We start from the raw sequence: 16,734 nt of genomic DNA, 5'->3' as shown, positions 1-16,734 counted from the left end.
TCTTAATGTCGTATTGGATGAAATCGCTTTGGCTGTTGCCGTCTCTGTGGGTTGCCTCTGTTCAGGCGGAACCGTTGCAAAAGTCATTCAACGACTGGCAAATCACCTGCAACAATGAAGCCTTTTGCGTGGCGCGCAATATTCCGGGCGACAAAGGGCTGGTGATGACGATTTCGCGTCACGCGGGCGTCAACGATCGCCCCTTGCTGCGCATCGACTACGGCAGTGCCTACAGTGGTGCGCTGCCTGGCGGCCCGCTGCAGGATAACCTGCTGCTCGATCAGCGCCGCCTGAAACCCGACCTCAAACACTGGACGGTAGAGCCGCATCATCTCGCTACCAGCAATGCAATCGCCATTGATGAATTTTTCGATCTGGTGATGGAAGCCAAAAACCTGCAGCTTACCTACGACCCCAATGCGCTGATCTCCCTGCGCGGCATGAAGGCTGCGCTGCTGCTGATGGATGACGTACAGGGGCGGGTCAACAGTATGAGCGCGTGGATTAAACGTGGCGATAAGGCCAGCTGGGATGTTCCGCCACCGCCTGCGCTGCCGCCGTTGCCGCCTGCCGTAGTTTCGCCTGCGGCACTGACGCGTGATGAAACCAGCGGTTTAATTGACTACGGCACCTGGCGGGTCAATACCGACTCCTGCTCTCTTGATCCGCTGCGCCGCGAAGTCAGCGTTGCGCCACTCACTGACCAGCGTGCGCTGCTGCTGGTGAGTTGTGAAATGGGGGCGTACAACGTGATCGATCTGGCCTTCGAAGTTACGCGTAGTCCGCCTTATGTGGCGCGTGGCATCACCCTGACTCTGCCGTTTACCCCACCCGGTGCCAGCGATCGACAGCTTGAGCTGATCAATGCGGAGTATGATGCCGCCAGTGGTCAGCTTTACACGTTTGGTAAGGGCCGTGGATTAGGCGACTGCGGCAGGGCGACCCGCTGGCAGTTTGATGGCACACGTTTTGTGTTAGCGGAATATGCGGAAGAGTCGACCTGTGACGCCTGGCACAGCAGTGATGACTGGCCAACCCTGTGGGTCAGCCAGTCTGACGGTGGCGTACAGCAGCGTTAGCGAATGACCTGCACCATCATCGGCGATCCGTTCTGATTCCCCACCAGTTCGGCCAGCATATTGTTCACGCCGTCGCTCATTGGCGTAAAGCGGGTCAGCGGCGAGCGCGTTACCACGACAAACACCCCAACGTTATGCTGTGGCACCATCGCCATATAGGTGATGAATCCGCCACCGCCACCGGTTTTCTGAATAATGCCGGGGCGACCATTTTTCGGGCCCATAAAGACCCAGCCCATGCCCAGTGCATCCGCTTTACCCGGCACATCCATGCCTTCTACTTTGCTGAGCTGATCGCGGCGATAGATCAGCGTCTGCAGCCGATCAATCTGCGGCGTGCGATGGTTAACCGAAGAGTTGAGGAACTGCTGCATCCAGCGGCCCATGTCATCCGGCGTTGAATAAACACCGCCGCTGCCAATCGCCGCCAGGGTGTTGTTACACGGACTGGCCCCTTTTTCCGCAACCATCAGGCGTCCGCACTGCTCAGGGGACGGCGTAAACGTGGTGTCTTTCATGCCGAGCGGACGGGTAATCAGCTGCTGAAACAGCGCCGGATAGGGGGTGCCGGTGGCGCGTGACAGCGCGTCGCCCAGCAGATCGTAGCCCAGGTTGGAGTAGGCGGCGCTGCTGCCCGGTGCCGCTTTGAGGTTAGCCCGAGACAGCCACGCCCAGCGTTCACCGCGTGTTGGCCAGACAAACACCGGACGCTGCGCTTTGCCGCCGGGCTGTTCACGCGGCAGTCCGCTGGTGTGAGTTGAGAGATTAATCAGGCGAATCGGCTGACCATTGTAAGCAGGCACACGCGTACCCGGAGGCGCATATTTACTCAGCGGATCGTCGAGCCGAATCTGTCCACGCTCGGCCAGTTTCACCATCACTTCACTGGTCATCAGCTTACTCAGCGAGGCGATGCGAATCAGTGAATCTTTCTGCGGGCGCACATTATTGCCGGGGCGGGTTTCACCGAAGCTGGCGAACACCCGCTGATTGCCATCAATCGCCACCAGCGCCATACCGGTTGCCCCGCTGCCATAAAAGATATGTTCCGCATAGCGATCAACAATCTGAGAGGCCAGCAACGGATCGGGCGCAACCTGCGCCATGCTTTTTAAAGGAAGCAGTGAAACCATCAGGGCCAGTAAATAAGGTGTGCGCATGTTCAACGGAAATGGCTTCGCTATAGAAATCGGAGGAAATCTGCCTGCACTCATCGGGATGCATCAGGTCAGAACCGTGTTATTCCGGCAGAACAACAGCAGGAACAGACAACCGGTTAGTGAACAGGCAGCATTAAGTATGACGGCTCTATAGTAATGCGTTTGCGCGGGGCGGGAAGAGGGGAACAGAGATATTTTTCTGTGTCAGGCAAGGGGATTAAATGGCCCTTCCCGACTCAACGGGAAGGGCACAGGCATTAAACCGGCTTAAGTAATGCTTCAGCGTGGCTGACGATATTCTCGACCGTGAAGCCAAACTCTGCAAAGAGGTCACTGGCTGGCGCGGATTCACCAAAGGTGGTCATACCCACAATCGCACCGTCCAGACCGACATACTTAAACCAGTAGTCAGCTATACCCGCTTCGACCGCCACACGCGCTTTCACGCCGCTCGGCAGTACGGATTCGCGGTAAGCAGCATCCTGCGCATCAAACAGATCCGTAGAAGGCAGTGACACCACACGCACCTTGTGACCGCCTGACGTGAGCTTCTCTGCGGCACCCAGGGTGATCTCAATCTCTGAACCGGTCGCGATCAGAATCACTTCTGGTGTGCCGTCGCAATCTTTCAGCACATAGCCGCCGCGTTTGATGTTTTCAATCTGCTCCGGGGTACGCTCCGGCTGCAGCAGATTCTGACGGGAGAGGATCAGTGCAGTCGGCCCATGATGGCGCTCGACAGCGGCTTTCCACGCCACCGCAGTTTCCACCTGATCGCACGGACGCCAGACGCTCATGTTGGGCGTCAGACGCAGGCTGGCGATTTGCTCAACCGGCTGGTGCGTCGGGCCATCTTCGCCCAGACCGATGGAGTCATGGGTGTAGACCAGAATCTGACGTGCCTTCATCAGCGCCGCCATACGTGCGGCGTTACGCGCATATTCGACAAACATCAGGAAGGTGGCGGTGTAAGGAACGAAACCGCCGTGATGCGCGATACCGTTACCAATTGCGGTCATACCAAATTCACGCACGCCGTAGTGAATGTAGTTACCCGCCGGATCTTCTTTAATCGATTTAGAACCTGACCAGATGGTGAGGTTACTCGGTGCCAGGTCAGCGGAGCCGCCAAGGAACTCCGGCAGCATTTTGCCGTAGGCTTCCAGCGAATTCTGTGAGGCTTTGCGGCTGGCGATTTTCTGCGGGTTAGCCTGCAATTCCTGGATGAAACGGGTCGCTTCGGTTTCCCATGTGGCAGGCATTTCGCCATTCATCCGGCGCTCATACTCCTGCGCCAGCTCTGGATGGGCCTCTTTGTAAGCGGCAAACTTTGCATTCCAGGCTTTTTCGCGTTCAGCCCCTGCGGCTTTGGCATCCCACTGCTGGTAGATCTCAGCCGGGATTTCAAACGCCGGAGAGGTCCAGCCGAGCTGTTTACGGGTCAGGGCAACTTCGGCCTCACCCAGCGCCGCGCCGTGCGACTCCTCTTTACCGGCTTTATTCGGTGATCCGAAACCGATAATGGTGCGGCAGATGATCAGGGAAGGCTTATCGGTAACGCTCTGCGCTTCTTTGATCGCCTTACTGATGGCCTCAGCGTCATGGCCGTCAATGTCGCCGATGACATGCCAGTTGTAGGACTCAAAGCGCTTGTGGGTGTCGTCAGTAAACCAGCCTTCAGTTTCGCCATCAATGGAGATGCCGTTGTGGTCATAGAAGCCAATCAGTTTACCGAGTCCCAGCGTGCCCGCCAGGGAACAGACTTCGTGCGAGATCCCCTCCATCAGACAGCCATCACCCATAAACACATAGGTGTGGTGATCGACAATCTCATGATCCGGACGGTTAAACTGCGCGGCCAGCGTGCGCTCAGCAATGGCTAAGCCCACGGCGTTAGCCAGACCCTGACCCAGCGGGCCGGTCGTGGTTTCAACGCCAGGCGTGTAACCAATTTCCGGGTGACCCGGCGTTTTGGAGTGCAGCTGACGGAAATTTTTCAGCTCTTCAATCGGCAGATCATAGCCACTGAGGTGCAGCAGGCTGTAAAGCAGCATGGAGCCGTGGCCGTTGGAGAGGATAAAGCGGTCGCGGTCAAGCCAGGCGGGATTGGTTGGATTGTGCTGGAGGAAGTCGCGCCACAACACTTCGGCGATATCGGCCATACCCATCGGCGCACCGGGGTGGCCTGAATTTGCCTTCTGAACCGCATCCATGCTCAGTGCACGAATCGCGTTTGCCAACTCTCTGCGTGAGGACATAAAGTTCTCCCTTTATTATGCATCAGGGCGGGAAAGTCCCGCCCGACTAAAATGAACGCTACAGGCGTGCGGCGAGCACATCTTCCAGCTTCTGCTGGTCAACCGCGAACTGGCGGATGCCGTCAGCAAGTTTTTCGACCGCCATCGGATCCTGGTTATGTTCCCAGCGGAATTCTGCCTCGGAGAGCGGCGACGGCTGATGGAAACCTTCAGTTGATGGCTCCAGTTTACGCTCCAGCGGCGCATCGCTGTTCTGCAGCTCTTCCAGCAGATTAGGTGACAGGGTCAGGCGATCGCAGCCCGCCAGCGCCACAATCTGCTCCACTTTACGGAAGCTGGCACCCATGATGATGGTGCTGTAACGGTGCTTTTTGTAGTAATCGTAAATACGACGCACGGACTTCACGCCTGGATCTTCATCCGCCACATAGGGTTCCAGTGGCTTGCGTGAGTTGTACCAGTCGTAGATGCGGCCAACGAACGGGGAGATGAGGAACACGCCCGCTTCGGCACAGGCACGCGCCTGAGCAAAAGAGAAAAGCAGCGTCAGGTTACAGTGGATGCCGTTCTTCTCCAGCTCTTCCGCTGCACGAATGCCTTCCCAGGTCGAGGCCAGCTTGATCAGCACACGTGAGCGATCGATGCCGTGCTCTTCATACATCCGAATCAGTTTTTCTGCTTTGGTGACACACATGCCACGATCGAAGGAGAGGCGCGCATCCACTTCGGTCGAAACACGGCCCGGTATGCTTTTCAGGATTTCCATACCAAGGTTGATCGCCACTTTGTCGCTGGCGTTGATAATCTGCGTTTCTTTGCTGCCGCCCTGTTTTCTGGCGTACTCAATCGCGTCATCCATCAGGTGTTTATACCCTTCAAGACCGGATGCTTTCAGAATGAGTGAAGGGTTAGTGGTGGCGTCTTCCGGGTGGTAATTACGAATCGATTCGATATCACCACTGTCCGCCACCACGGTGGTGAACTGTTTTAGGGCTTCTAGCTGGTTCATCTCTAAACTCCTTGAAAAGAAAAATAAAAGCGAACAGGGTGCACCTCAGACCTCGCAGCCGGTCTGTGGCATGTTCTGCTACCGGTAACGCGAACCCATAACATTGCAACAGAGATTTTCTGATGAAAATGCGGTTTCTCTGATTGTTGCGCTGCGAGGCGGTGCGAAGGAGCCGTCATGCGGTTTTTACCGTGGGATGCGCCATATTCCATCCTTAAGCATAGCAGTCAGGACGAATGACGCAGGTCACACTGTAGCAATCTGTGCCTTGTGAAACAGGAGGGGGAGATCAGGATAGCGGTAAGCGCAGCGCGGGTTGCGGCCCGCGCTGCAGCGGCAGACGCGATCAATCTGGCAGGTTCAGCCAGTTCTTTACCGGCAGGAAATCGCGATAGAGGGCAGCTTCCGGGGAACCGGCATCGGGTTGATAATCATACTCCCAGCGCACCAGCGGAGGCATCGACATGAGGATCGATTCCGTGCGTCCCCCGGTCTGCAGGCCAAACAGCGTGCCGCGATCCCACACCAGATTAAACTCCACATAGCGACCCCGGCGGTAGAGCTGGAACTGACGTTCACGATCGCCCCACGGATGATCTTTACGACGAGCCACTATGGGCCGATAAGCATCTATAAAGCCGCGGCCTACTGCCTGCATAAAGCTGAAGCTCTGCTCAAAGTCGGGCGTGTTGAGATCGTCAAAAAAGAGACCGCCAATGCCGCGCTGCTCATCACGATGCTTCAGATAGAAATAGTCATCACACCATTTTTTATAGCGCGGATAGACATCGTCGCCAAAAGGCTGACAGAGATCGGCGGCGGTCTGATGCCAGTGCAGTGCATCTTCTTCGAAGCCGTAGAACGGCGTCAGGTCAAAGCCGCCGCCAAACCACCAGACCGGATCGGCTCCCGGTTTCTCTGCAATAAAGAAGCGCACGTTGGCGTGGCTGGTAGGGACATAGGGGTTGTTCGGGTGGATCACCAGCGACACGCCCATCGCTTCAAAACTGCGGCCCGCCAGTTCTGGCCGGTGAGCGGTAGCCGATGCGGGCATCTGATCGCCATGCACATGCGAAAAATTGACGCCCGCCTGCTCAAATACCGCGCCGTTACGCAGAACGCGGCTCTGACCGCCGCCGCCGCCAGGGCGCTGCCAGCTATCTTCAGCAAACTGTGCGCCGCCATCTTCAGCCGCCAGCTGGTTACAAATCTCATCCTGCAAGCTGAGCAGGAACGCTTTTACGCGGGAAATATCAGCCATTTTTTCGCTTATCGTTTGTCAAAGTCTGACGCGATTATACGCAAAAGCGCGCCGCTTGCATGAGTGCGGCGCGTCACAGGGCGCAAACCGGCTATCCCTATCAGGCGTTGCGGCGGTCGAACTCATCAAAATAATTGACGATGCCGCCTGCAATGGCGGTGGCGATTTTCTGGCGAAACGCGGTGGTGCCAAGCAGCTGCTCTTCGTGCGGATTAGTAATAAAGGAGGTTTCGACCAGCACCGACGGGATCGACGGTGACTTGAGGACCGCGAACGCAGCCTGCTCGGTGTGCTGGCTGTGAAGGTGATGCACCGGGCGGATCTGGTCCAGCACATGCTTACCCAGCGTCAGGCTGTTTTTAATGGTGTCGGTCTGCACCAGGTCGAACAGAATCTGCTGCAGATAGTGATCCTGCTGCTGCGCCTTTACGCCGCCCAGTTTGTCCGCATCGTTCTCCCGCTGGGAGAGATAGCGCGCCATTGAGCTGCTGGCACCGCGGTTAGAGAGCGCGAATACCGAAGCGCCGCTGGCATCGGGGCTGGTAAAGCCGTCGGCATGAATCGACATAAAGAGATCGGCACCGTGCTGGTGAGCAATTTCTACTCGCTGATACAGCGGAATAAAGTGGTCGCTATCGCGGGTCAGGCGCACTTCAATACGCGGATGGCTCTGAAGCTGGCGCTGCACGTTACCGGCAATCTCCAGCACGATATGCTTCTCTTCTGAACCCTCTTCGCCCACGGCACCGGAGTCGATGCCACCGTGACCGGGATCGATCATCACAATACGTTTGCCATTTTTTGCGGGCGGGGCAGGGTGTGCATGACGATTTGCCCCGGTAAGCGCGGGTTCTTTAGCCTGAATGGCGCGTGGCGATAAAATGGCCAGAGCCAGCCCGGAAAGCAGTAACTGGCGACGATGAATCAAACGTTTAAGCAGGTGCATGTACGGGTCCGGTAACAGGAAACTTGCCGGTGTTATAGCCTAAGGCTTTGCTGCCTGCGATCACAGAACCATTTCAGGGCATTACTTTGTATTGCAGGTCGCGAACAGAAAATTCGCGCTTTTTTATTTTCCGCCCGCTATGGAGGGTTGCGTGCAGCAGAGAATGCGTGATAATCAGCAAATTGTGCTTATCTGCAGGTAATTAAGATGGAAATCCGCGCCTTCCGCCAGGAAGATTTTGAAGAAGTGATCACCTTATGGGAACGTTGCGATTTGTTACGGCCATGGAACGATCCGGAGCTGGATATCGAACGCAAAATGAATCACGACCCCGATCTCTTTCTGGTCGCTGAAGTGGGCGGTGTGGTCGTTGGCACGCTGATGGGGGGGTATGACGGGCATCGCGGCGCGGCTTACTATCTGGCGGTGCATCCTGACTACCAGGGGCGCGGTTTTGCGAATGCGCTGATGAACCGCCTGGAGAAGAAACTGATTGCACGGGGCTGTCCGAAACTGCATCTGATGATCCGCGAAGAGAATGATCAGGTGGTGGCCTTCTATGAGAAGCTCGATTATGAGCCGGTTGACGCGCTGCTGTTTGGTAAACGTCTGATCGAAGATCGTGAATACTAAGCCGTCACCGGGCTATCTGCCGGACGAGTATGACGCCAGGGGGCAGCTGCGGCTGCCGTTTCTTTTTTGGCTGATCCTGTTATTACAGGCGCGGACGTGGCTGCTGCTGGTGATGGCCGGGGCGTCCCGGCAGCAGGGTAATGACCTGCTGGCGCTATTCTACCCGGATCGTCAGGCGTTCTGGATCGGTCTGGCGCTGGGATTACCGGCGCTGGCGGGCCTGCTGCTGACCGGCTACCGCACGCGCCTGCCGCGACTCTGGCAGCACTGGCGCAGCGTGCTGTCGCTGTCGCTGCTGGTAAACCTGCTCTGGCAGGGAGGGCAGTTTGTGCAGGGCGATTTGCTCAGTTCGCCGCTGCCGTTGCTGCTGACGCTGTTCGACCTGCTGGCGCTGATCTGGCTGCAATCAAGCCGTCGCTGTCGCGACTGCTTTCTGCCTGAACATCATCTCAACTAAACTTTTTGTCGCTTTGCGACTCCAATCAGTTCCGCCTTTCCGGCATCGCATTTACAGGAGTTCTCATGAAAGCTGTTCGTTCCACGCTACTGATCGCCGCCGTTGCTCTGAGCGGCTGTGCCAGTTCGGGTTCCGGCGCTGACAGCAGCCAGCAGGCAAGCTGGTGGAATCCACTGACGTATCACTGGTCTTCGGCGCTGCCGTGGAACTGGTTTGGTTCCTCGCTGACCGCGACTGAGCAGGGTGTGGGGGGATTAACCGCCTCGACAGCCATGAAAAAGGATGCCATCGATGCCGGACTGAACGGTAACTATACCCTGCGGCAGGGCATGCGCAGCCAGAATGGTCAGATTGTCTCTTTCTGGCAGGCGCTGGAGGATGGCAAGGTTAAGCTGGTGGTTTACGGGCAGTCGCAGGTTGAACGCATTGAGGTGATGGACAGCGCGATTGCCAGTACCGACGGCACGAAAGTGGGTGACGCCTTCAGTAACACGTTCAGCAAAGCCTTTGATAACTGCACACCTGCCAGTGGCACCGATGCGCGTGACGTCGTGTGCCGTGCGCCAGGCAGTCAGCATCTGACCTATATCTATCACGGCGACTGGCATGGGCCGGAGGGACTGATGCCCTCTGACGATACCCTGAAAACCTGGAAAATCAGGAAGATCGTCTGGCAGCGTTAATCGTTATGGCAGTGTGCCGCCCGTCTGGCGGCCGCTGATACCCCTGAAAACCCCTGTCAGCGCACGCTGCACGGTGTTCCTCCTCCCCATCGGCATTTGCTGATTTCTGCATAAACTCTGCCGCTGTCTTATGCTTTTTTCGACTTTGAAATCATCAAACGATATATAAAACCGTTACTGGTTTTCACTGAGTTATAAATAAACTGATGCCTCAGCGGGGAAGATCCGCATCAAACTTTTTCAGGGTGCCAAATGACATTACAAGCGATGAAAAAAATCGTGAGCGGTATCGCCTTGTCGCTGAGCCTGGCCGGCGCAGCCCATGCCACTGAACTTCTTAATAGTTCTTACGATGTGTCGCGGGAGCTGTTTGTTGCCCTGAATGCTCCGTTTGTTAAACAGTGGGATGCCAGTCACCCTGCTGATCCCCTGACGATTAAGATGTCGCACGCTGGTTCATCGAAGCAGGCGCTGGCTATCCTGCAGGGACTGCGTGCGGATGTGGTGACGTACAACCAGGTGACGGATGTGCAGGTGTTGCACGATAAAGGCAACCTGATTGCCGCAGACTGGAAAAGCCGCCTGCCGAATAACAGCTCGCCTTTTTACTCCACCATGGCGTTTCTGGTGCGCAAAGGAAATCCTAAGCAGATCCACGACTGGGCAGATTTGACCCGCAATGATGTGAAGCTGATTTTCCCGAACCCGAAAACCTCGGGTAACGGCCGTTATACCTACCTGGCCGCCTGGGGCGCAGCGGATAAAGCCGACGGGGGCGATCAGGCGAAAACCCGTGCCTTTATGACACAGTTTCTGAAAAACGTTGAAGTGTTCGACACCGGCGGTCGCGGCGCGACCACCACCTTTGCTGAGCGCGGACTGGGCGACGTACTGATTAGTTTTGAGTCGGAAGTGAATAACATCCGCAACCAGTACGGCAAAGATGAATATGAGGTGGTGGTGCCAAAAACCAACATTCTGGCGGAGTTTCCGGTGGCGTGGGTGGATAAGAATGTCGCCGCCAACAAAACCGCTGATGCGGCCAGTGCTTACCTGAACTATCTCTACACCCCGGAAGCACAGAATATTATCACTCACTACTATTATCGTGTGAACAACCCACAGCTGATGGCAGAGCAGAAAGATCGCTTCCCGCAGACCAGCCTGTTCCGGGTCGAAGACGCCTTTGGCGGCTGGGATAAGGTGATGCAGACGCATTTCACCAGCGGCGGTGAGCTCGATAAATTGTTAGCGGCGGGGCGCGGATAATGTTTGCAGCCAGCCATAAACGTGTCCTGCCCGGCTTTGGTCTCAGCCTTGGCACCAGCCTGCTCTTTACCTGTCTGATTCTGCTGCTGCCGATCAGCGCGGTAATCATGCAGCTGTCTCAGATGACGCTGCAACAGTACTGGGATGTGGTGACCAACCCTCAGCTGGTTGCCGCCTATAAAGTGACACTGCTCTCTGCCGGTGTCGCGTCACTGTTCAATGCGGTGTTTGGCATGCTGATGGCATGGATCCTGACCCGTTATCGTTTTCCGGGCCGGGCACTGCTGGATGGCCTGATGGATCTGCCGTTTGCACTGCCTACCGCCGTAGCCGGTCTGACTCTGGCCGGGCTCTTTTCGGTTAACGGCTGGTACGGACAGTGGTTCGCCCATTTTGATATCAGGATTTCTTACACCTGGATTGGTATCGCCATTGCCATGGCCTTCACCAGCATTCCGTTTGTGGTGCGTACTGTGCAGCCGGTGCTGGAAGAGTTAGGCCCGGAGTATGAAGAGGCGGCCGAAACACTGGGTGCGACCCCGTGGCAGAGCTTCCGCCGTGTTGTGCTGCCGGAAGTGGCCCCTGCGCTGCTGGCAGGAACGGCGCTCTCCTTTACCCGCAGCCTGGGTGAATTTGGTGCGGTGATCTTTATTGCCGGTAACATCGCCTGGAAAACTGAAGTCACCTCGCTGATGATTTTTGTCCGGCTGCAGGAGTTCGACTATCCCGCAGCCAGCGCTATCGCCTCGGTGATTCTGGCGGCCTCGCTGATTTTGTTGTTCGCCATTAACACATTACAGAGCCGCTTTGGCCGTCGTCTGGGAGGTCACTAATGGCTGAAGTTTCACAGCTTAATCACGCGGCGCGTCAGCCTGTGAACTGGGGCAAATGGCTGCTGATTGGTATCGGTACGCTGATCTCGATTCTGCTGCTGGTAGTGCCGATGGCGTCCATCTTCTGGGAAGCGCTGAATCAGGGGCTGATCGTTGCCCTCAGCAATCTGGCGGACCCGGACATGCTGCACGCCATCTGGCTGACGGTCATGGTGGCGCTGATCACCGTTCCGGTTAACCTGGTGTTTGGTACGCTGCTCGCCTGGCTGGTCACGCGCTTTACCTTTCCGGGCCGTCAGCTGCTGCTGACCCTGTTTGATATTCCTTTTGCCGTGTCACCGGTGGTAGCCGGTCTGATGTATCTGCTGTTCTGGGGCGTGAATGGTCCCGCAGGCGGCTGGCTGGATGCGCATAACATTCAGATCATGTTTTCCTGGCCTGGCATGGTGCTGGCGACAGTATTTGTGACCTGTCCGTTTGTGGTACGCGAACTGGTCCCGGTGATGCTCAGTCAGGGCAGTCATGAAGATGAAGCGGCGGTGCTGTTAGGCGCATCCGGCTGGCAGATGTTCCGTCGTGTGACGCTGCCGAACATTCGCTGGGCGCTGCTGTATGGCATCGTCCTGACCAACGCCCGTGCGATTGGTGAATTTGGTGCGGTCTCGGTGGTCTCGGGATCGATTCGCGGCGAAACCTATACTTTGCCGCTTCAGGTTGAATTACTGCATCAGGACTACAACACGGTTGGCGCGTTTACCGCCGCCGCCCTGTTAACCCTGATGGCAATTGTAACGCTGTTTCTGAAAAGCATTGTGCAGTGGCGTTTAGAGCAACAGCACAAACGCCTGCAACAGGAGGGAAATCATGAGCATTGAGATTAACAAGATCAACAAGTCCTTTGGTCGCACCTCGGTGCTGAACGATATCTCTCTGGATATTGCTTCGGGTGAAATGGTGGCGCTGCTTGGTCCGTCAGGCTCGGGCAAAACCACGCTGCTGCGCATTATCGCCGGGCTGGAGCATCAGAACAGCGGGCAGATCCGTTTTCATGGCAACGATGTCAGCCGCCTCCATGCACGCGATCGGCAGGTGGGCTTTGTCTTTCAGCACTATGCGCTGTTCCGTCATATGACGGTATTCGACAACATCGCCTTTGGCCTGACCGTGCTGCCGCGTCGTGAACGTCCTTCAGCGGCGGAAATCAAACAGCGCGTTACCCGTCTGCTGGAGATGGTGCAACTGGCCCATCTGGCGAATCGCTTTCCTGCACAGCTGTCGGGCGGTCAGAAACAGCGTGTGGCGCTGGCGCGTGCGTTAGCGGTTGAACCGCAGATTCTGCTGCTGGATGAGCCCTTTGGGGCACTGGATGCGCAGGTGCGTAAAGAGCTGCGCCGCTGGCTGCGTCAGCTGCATGAAGAGATTAAATTCACCAGCGTGTTCGTGACCCACGATCAGGAAGAGGCGATGGAAGTTGCGGATCGCGTGGTGGTAATGAGTCAGGGCAACATTGAACAGGTCGGCACGCCAGATGATGTGTGGCGCGACCCGGCGACCCGCTTTGTGCTGGAATTCCTGGGTGAAGTGAATCGCTTTGACGGTGAAATTCAGGGATCGCAGTTCCATGTCGGCGCGCATCACTGGCCGCTGGGGTATACCTCTGCACATCAGGGAGCGGTTGAGCTGTTCCTGCGTCCGTGGGAAGTCGACGTGTCGCGCCGCAGCAGTTTAGAAACACCGCTGCCGGTACAGGTGCTGGAAGTCAGCCCACGCGGTCACTTCTGGCAGCTGGTGGTTCAGCCTGCGGGCTGGCAGAGCGAGCCGTTCTCGCTGGTGTTTGAAGGTGAGCAGACTGCCCCGGTTCGCGGCGAGCGTCTGTTTGTTGGCCTGCAGCAGGCGCGCCTCTATAAGGGTGATACGCCATTACGCGCAGTTGCCTTTGCACAGAGCGCCTGATATTTTCTCATCAACACCGGGCGGGAGTGTCACTCCCGCCTTTTTTTCGCCTTCAGTTTGTAAGAGGCCAGGAACCGCACCGTGACGACTCTTGAACATACCATCGGCAATACCCCGCTGATTAAGTTGCAGCGCCTGACGCCCGCTAACGGCAGTGAGGTCTGGCTCAAGCTGGAAGGCAACAATCCGGCCGGTTCGGTAAAAGATCGCGCGGCCTGGTCGATGATCAATCAGGCAGAGCTGCGCGGCGATATTTCACCGGGCGATCAGCTGATTGAAGCCACCAGCGGTAACACCGGAATTGCGCTGGCGATGATCGCGGCGATGAAAGGCTATCGCCTTCGCCTGCTGATGCCTGACAACATGAGTCAGGAGCGGCAGGACGCGATGCGTGCCTACGGCGCGGAGCTGATTCTGGTGCCGCGTGAACAGGGCATGGAAGGCGCACGCGATCTGGCGCAGGCGATGGCGGCGCGTGGTGAAGGCCGGGTACTGGATCAGTTCAATAATCCCGATAATCCGCTGGGCCACTATCAGACCACCGGGCCGGAGCTGTGGCAGCAGTCGAACCAGCGCATGACGCATTTTGTCTCCAGCATGGGCACTACCGGCACCATTACTGGCGTGGGGCGTTACCTGAAAGAGCACAACACGGGTGTGCAGGTGATCGGCCTGCAGCCCAGTGAAGGCAGCAGTATTCCGGGCATTCGTCGCTGGCCGCTGGCCTATCTGCCGGGGATCTACCGCCCCGATCTGGTGGATGATGTAATGGACATGACGCAAAAAGAAGCAGAAGAGACCATGCGGGCGCTGGCTCGCAGCGAAGGGATTTTCTGTGGCGTCAGTTCGGGCGGGGCGGTGGCGGGTGCGCTGCGCATTGCGCAGGCTAATCCGGGCAGCGTGGTGGTGGCGATCGCCTGCGATCGCGGCGATCGTTATCTCTCGACCGGACTCTATCATCAGTAATCTTTGCTGATTCGAATCCAGACCTGTGCGCACGCTGACTGCCCACAGGTCTTTTTTTTAGCCAGCATTCTTCTGCCGGATAGACTGAATCTGTAAGGATCGCGTAAATCAGGCTGCGCGAATGCCCGGCACAGGACAAAATAGCGCCAATTCTGTCGAGAGATAACCATGAAAATTTTGCTTGTTGATGATGATGTTGAATTAGGCACGATGCTGAGCCAGTACCTGATTGCCGAAGGGTTTGATGCCCAGCTGGTTCTGACCGGCAGCGCCGGGATTCAGGGGGCGCTGTCAGGCGAGTTCACGGCTATGATTCTGGACATCATGCTGCCCGATATGAGTGGCATTGATGTACTGCGTCAGGTGCGCCAGAACAGCCGGATACCGGTGATTATGCTGACCGCTAAAGGAGATAATATTGATCGTGTGATCGGCCTGGAGATGGGGGCGGATGATTATATGCCGAAACCCTGCTATCCCCGCGAGCTTGTGGCCCGCCTGCGTGCGGTATTACGTCGTTTCGAAGAGCAGGTGCCGCAGCCGGATGCCAGAGAGCCGCTGCGCTGGAGAGATCTGACGCTGAATCCTGCTACGCGCATGAGTGAATGGCAGGGTAAAAGCTTCGATCTCACGGCATCGGAATTTAACCTGCTGGATCTGCTGCTGCGCGCACCGGACCGGGTTGTGTCAAAAGATGAGCTGTCTGAAAAGGGGCTGGGTCGTCCCCGTGAAGCTTATGACCGCAGCGTCGATGTGCATATCAGCAACATCCGTCAGAAGCTCAGTGCGCTGACCGCTGACAGCATCAATATCGAAACCGTTCGCAGCATCGGTTACCGCATTCGATGAAGCAGAGTTACCGTGGGCGCATGTTCTGGAAGATCTTTATCGGCTTCTGGATTGTTGTTGTGATCATGAGCCAGCTTATCTGGCTCGGTTTTTCGCTCTCCGGTAAGCGGCATGATCCGCCTGAAATTATGGCTATCCGTCGCGTGGTGGACCTGCAGATGACCTTTGCCGCATCGGTACTGGAGCGGGGCGGGCCAGATGCGCTGAATGCGATGCTGTCGGACTGGGACACGCGTGACCGTCAGTTTTTTCACGTCACACAGCAGGCTAAACCGCCACACTTGCAGGACAGCGGCAATCTGGATCTCAGCGGCCGTCTGCCTGAAAAGGTCGTGCGCTGGGTTCGCGGCGCGGATGGCAGGGAATATCAGCTGCGCTACGACCTGGAAGGCATGCGCAAGGCAAGCACACATAACATGATGCCGCGAAAATTTCTGAATATTCCTGAACCGATGTTTGTCTTCGCCGGGTCGGTGGGATTGCTGTTCAGTCTGCTGCTCGCCTGGAATCTGACGCGGCCCCTGCGTCAGCTGCGGGAAGGATTTGCACGGGTGGCAGAAGGGGATCTCAGCGTGCGGCTGTTCCCGAGCATGCGTAAGCGCCACGACGAGATCTCGAATGTCGCAGAAGCGTTTGATGCCATGGTCGAGCGGCTAGATACCCTGGTGCGCGCCCGCGAGGAGCTGCTGCACGATATCTCACATGAGCTTCGTTCACCGCTGGCACGACTGCAGCTGGCGACCGGACTGGCCAGACAGACGCCAGAAAGTGTGAGCAGTTCGCTTGACCGCATTGATGAAGAGGCGCATCGGCTGGACAAAATGATAGGTGAGCTGCTGACGCTGTCCCGTGCTGAACACGAAAGCATCCCGGATGAGCAATATTTTGACCTGACCGGGTTGCTGGAGGCGGTTATCACCGATGTGCGGTATGAAGCCCAGATCCCCGGCGTGCAGGTGGCGTTGCAGGTTGATGAGCGGGCCGATTACACCGTGCGGGGCAACGCAGAGCTGATACGGCGCGGCATCGAGAACGTATTACGCAACGCGCTGCGCTTTTCTCTGCCCGGCCAGCAGATTGAGGTCGATTTACGCGCAGAACAGCAGTGGCTGGCGATTCAGGTGCGCGATCAGGGGCCAGGTGTCGATGAGGAGAAACTCTCCAGCATTTTTGACCCCTTTGTGCGGGTAAATTCGCCGCTGATGGGCAAAGGGTATGGCCTGGGGCTGGCTATCGTGCGTAAAGTGATACTGGCGCATCATGGTGAAGTGGAGGCGCGGAACCGGCCAGAAGGTGGACTTGAGCTGACGCTGCGTCTGCCACACTGGCAGATCTGAAGGCGTATACCGCAGAAACGATAACGGCACCCGTGGGTGCC

Annotated in this window: 16 protein-coding genes; 11 read left to right on the top strand and 5 right to left on the bottom strand. The window is 57.0% G+C overall.

The window, feature by feature from the left end; genetic code table 11:
* Positions 1–5 precede the first annotated feature (5 nt).
* On the top strand, positions 6–1,079 hold the full coding sequence (locus N5J69_RS05065; RefSeq protein WP_279768480.1) for a DUF1176 domain-containing protein: 1,074 nt from the start codon (positions 6–8) through the stop codon (positions 1,077–1,079).
* On the opposite strand, the gene ampH is transcribed toward N5J69_RS05065, so the two are convergent.
* The 5 genes from ampH to amiA all read right to left on the bottom strand — a co-directional run bounded on the left by ampH (position 1,076) and on the right by amiA (position 7,713).
* Entirely contained in the window at positions 1,076–2,239 is a 1,164-nt protein-coding gene (gene ampH / locus N5J69_RS05060) for a D-alanyl-D-alanine-carboxypeptidase/endopeptidase AmpH (RefSeq protein WP_279768478.1), read from the bottom strand. The two genes, N5J69_RS05065 and ampH, sit on opposite strands and share 4 nt — an antisense overlap.
* A gap of 257 nt (positions 2,240–2,496) precedes the next feature.
* On the bottom strand, positions 2,497–4,497 hold the full coding sequence (gene tkt, locus N5J69_RS05055; RefSeq protein WP_279768477.1) for a transketolase: 2,001 nt from the start codon (positions 4,495–4,497) through the stop codon (positions 2,497–2,499).
* Positions 4,498–4,555: 58 nt separating this feature from the next.
* Positions 4,556–5,506: a transaldolase gene (gene tal / locus N5J69_RS05050; RefSeq protein ID WP_279768476.1), complete on the bottom strand. Its 951-nt coding sequence runs from the start codon at positions 5,504–5,506 to the stop codon at positions 4,556–4,558.
* Positions 5,507–5,852: 346 nt separating this feature from the next.
* A complete protein-coding gene (gene hemF, locus N5J69_RS05045; RefSeq protein WP_279768475.1) occupies positions 5,853–6,767 on the bottom strand; it encodes an oxygen-dependent coproporphyrinogen oxidase in 915 nt (304 codons plus the stop codon).
* A gap of 100 nt (positions 6,768–6,867) precedes the next feature.
* The gene (amiA, locus tag N5J69_RS05040; RefSeq protein ID WP_279768474.1) at positions 6,868–7,713 is read right to left on the bottom strand and encodes an N-acetylmuramoyl-L-alanine amidase AmiA; all 846 of its coding nucleotides are present in this window, start codon (positions 7,711–7,713) and stop codon (positions 6,868–6,870) included.
* Positions 7,714–7,920: 207 nt separating this feature from the next.
* Here amiA and N5J69_RS05035 point away from each other — a divergent pair, with 207 nt between their 5' ends.
* The 10 genes from N5J69_RS05035 to N5J69_RS04990 all read left to right on the top strand — a co-directional run bounded on the left by N5J69_RS05035 (position 7,921) and on the right by N5J69_RS04990 (position 16,693).
* A complete protein-coding gene (locus tag N5J69_RS05035; RefSeq protein ID WP_003848834.1) occupies positions 7,921–8,346 on the top strand; it encodes a GNAT family acetyltransferase in 426 nt (141 codons plus the stop codon).
* Positions 8,336–8,803, top strand: coding sequence for a DUF2919 family protein (locus N5J69_RS05030; RefSeq protein WP_279768473.1), 468 nt, complete (start codon positions 8,336–8,338; stop codon positions 8,801–8,803). Before N5J69_RS05035 ends, N5J69_RS05030 begins: the two co-directional genes overlap by 11 nt.
* Before the next feature lie 65 nt (positions 8,804–8,868).
* Entirely contained in the window at positions 8,869–9,486 is a 618-nt protein-coding gene (locus N5J69_RS05025) for an RpoE-regulated lipoprotein (protein ID WP_279768471.1), read from the top strand.
* 252 nt (positions 9,487–9,738) lie between these two features.
* On the top strand, positions 9,739–10,755 hold the full coding sequence (locus N5J69_RS05020) for a sulfate ABC transporter substrate-binding protein (protein WP_279768470.1): 1,017 nt from the start codon (positions 9,739–9,741) through the stop codon (positions 10,753–10,755).
* Complete coding sequence (gene cysT / locus N5J69_RS05015; RefSeq protein ID WP_279768469.1) at positions 10,755–11,588, top strand: sulfate/thiosulfate ABC transporter permease CysT; 834 nt, start codon at positions 10,755–10,757, stop codon at positions 11,586–11,588. Before N5J69_RS05020 ends, cysT begins: the two co-directional genes overlap by 1 nt.
* Entirely contained in the window at positions 11,588–12,463 is an 876-nt protein-coding gene (gene cysW, locus N5J69_RS05010; RefSeq protein WP_279768468.1) for a sulfate/thiosulfate ABC transporter permease CysW, read from the top strand. The genes cysT and cysW overlap by 1 nt, the downstream gene beginning before the upstream one ends.
* Positions 12,453–13,541, top strand: coding sequence for a sulfate/thiosulfate ABC transporter ATP-binding protein CysA (gene cysA, locus N5J69_RS05005; protein ID WP_279768467.1), 1,089 nt, complete (start codon positions 12,453–12,455; stop codon positions 13,539–13,541). Before cysW ends, cysA begins: the two co-directional genes overlap by 11 nt.
* Positions 13,542–13,622: 81 nt before the next feature.
* Positions 13,623–14,507: a cysteine synthase CysM gene (cysM, locus tag N5J69_RS05000; protein WP_279768466.1), complete on the top strand. Its 885-nt coding sequence runs from the start codon at positions 13,623–13,625 to the stop codon at positions 14,505–14,507.
* Positions 14,508–14,675: 168 nt separating this feature from the next.
* Positions 14,676–15,356: a response regulator transcription factor gene (locus tag N5J69_RS04995; RefSeq protein WP_279768464.1), complete on the top strand. Its 681-nt coding sequence runs from the start codon at positions 14,676–14,678 to the stop codon at positions 15,354–15,356.
* A complete protein-coding gene (locus N5J69_RS04990) occupies positions 15,353–16,693 on the top strand; it encodes an ATP-binding protein (RefSeq protein WP_279768463.1) in 1,341 nt (446 codons plus the stop codon). Before N5J69_RS04995 ends, N5J69_RS04990 begins: the two co-directional genes overlap by 4 nt.
* Positions 16,694–16,734: the final 41 nt, after the last annotated feature.

It is taken from the genome of Pantoea sp. GD03673 (assembly GCF_029844725.1).
Taxonomy (GTDB): Bacteria; Pseudomonadota; Gammaproteobacteria; order Enterobacterales; family Enterobacteriaceae; genus Pantoea.
This window is presented reverse-complemented; position numbering and strand designations above follow the sequence as displayed.

Excerpts from the sequence above, each read along its gene's own strand:
- N5J69_RS05065 (WP_279768480.1), top strand. The coding sequence starts at position 6 with ATGTCGTATTGGATGAAATCGCTTTGGCTGTTGCCGTCTCTGTGGGTT.
- ampH (WP_279768478.1), bottom strand. The coding sequence starts at position 2,239 with ATGCGCACACCTTATTTACTGGCCCTGATGGTTTCACTGCTTCCTTTA.
- tkt (WP_279768477.1), bottom strand. The coding sequence starts at position 4,497 with ATGTCCTCACGCAGAGAGTTGGCAAACGCGATTCGTGCACTGAGCATG.
- tal (WP_279768476.1), bottom strand. The coding sequence starts at position 5,506 with ATGAACCAGCTAGAAGCCCTAAAACAGTTCACCACCGTGGTGGCGGAC.
- hemF (WP_279768475.1), bottom strand. The coding sequence starts at position 6,767 with ATGGCTGATATTTCCCGCGTAAAAGCGTTCCTGCTCAGCTTGCAGGAT.
- amiA (WP_279768474.1), bottom strand. The coding sequence starts at position 7,713 with ATGCACCTGCTTAAACGTTTGATTCATCGTCGCCAGTTACTGCTTTCC.
- N5J69_RS05035 (WP_003848834.1), top strand. The coding sequence starts at position 7,921 with ATGGAAATCCGCGCCTTCCGCCAGGAAGATTTTGAAGAAGTGATCACC.
- N5J69_RS05025 (WP_279768471.1), top strand. The coding sequence starts at position 8,869 with ATGAAAGCTGTTCGTTCCACGCTACTGATCGCCGCCGTTGCTCTGAGC.
- N5J69_RS05020 (WP_279768470.1), top strand. The coding sequence starts at position 9,739 with ATGACATTACAAGCGATGAAAAAAATCGTGAGCGGTATCGCCTTGTCG.
- cysT (WP_279768469.1), top strand. The coding sequence starts at position 10,755 with ATGTTTGCAGCCAGCCATAAACGTGTCCTGCCCGGCTTTGGTCTCAGC.
- cysW (WP_279768468.1), top strand. The coding sequence starts at position 11,588 with ATGGCTGAAGTTTCACAGCTTAATCACGCGGCGCGTCAGCCTGTGAAC.
- cysA (WP_279768467.1), top strand. The coding sequence starts at position 12,453 with ATGAGCATTGAGATTAACAAGATCAACAAGTCCTTTGGTCGCACCTCG.
- N5J69_RS04995 (WP_279768464.1), top strand. The coding sequence starts at position 14,676 with ATGAAAATTTTGCTTGTTGATGATGATGTTGAATTAGGCACGATGCTG.
- N5J69_RS04990 (WP_279768463.1), top strand. The coding sequence starts at position 15,353 with ATGAAGCAGAGTTACCGTGGGCGCATGTTCTGGAAGATCTTTATCGGC.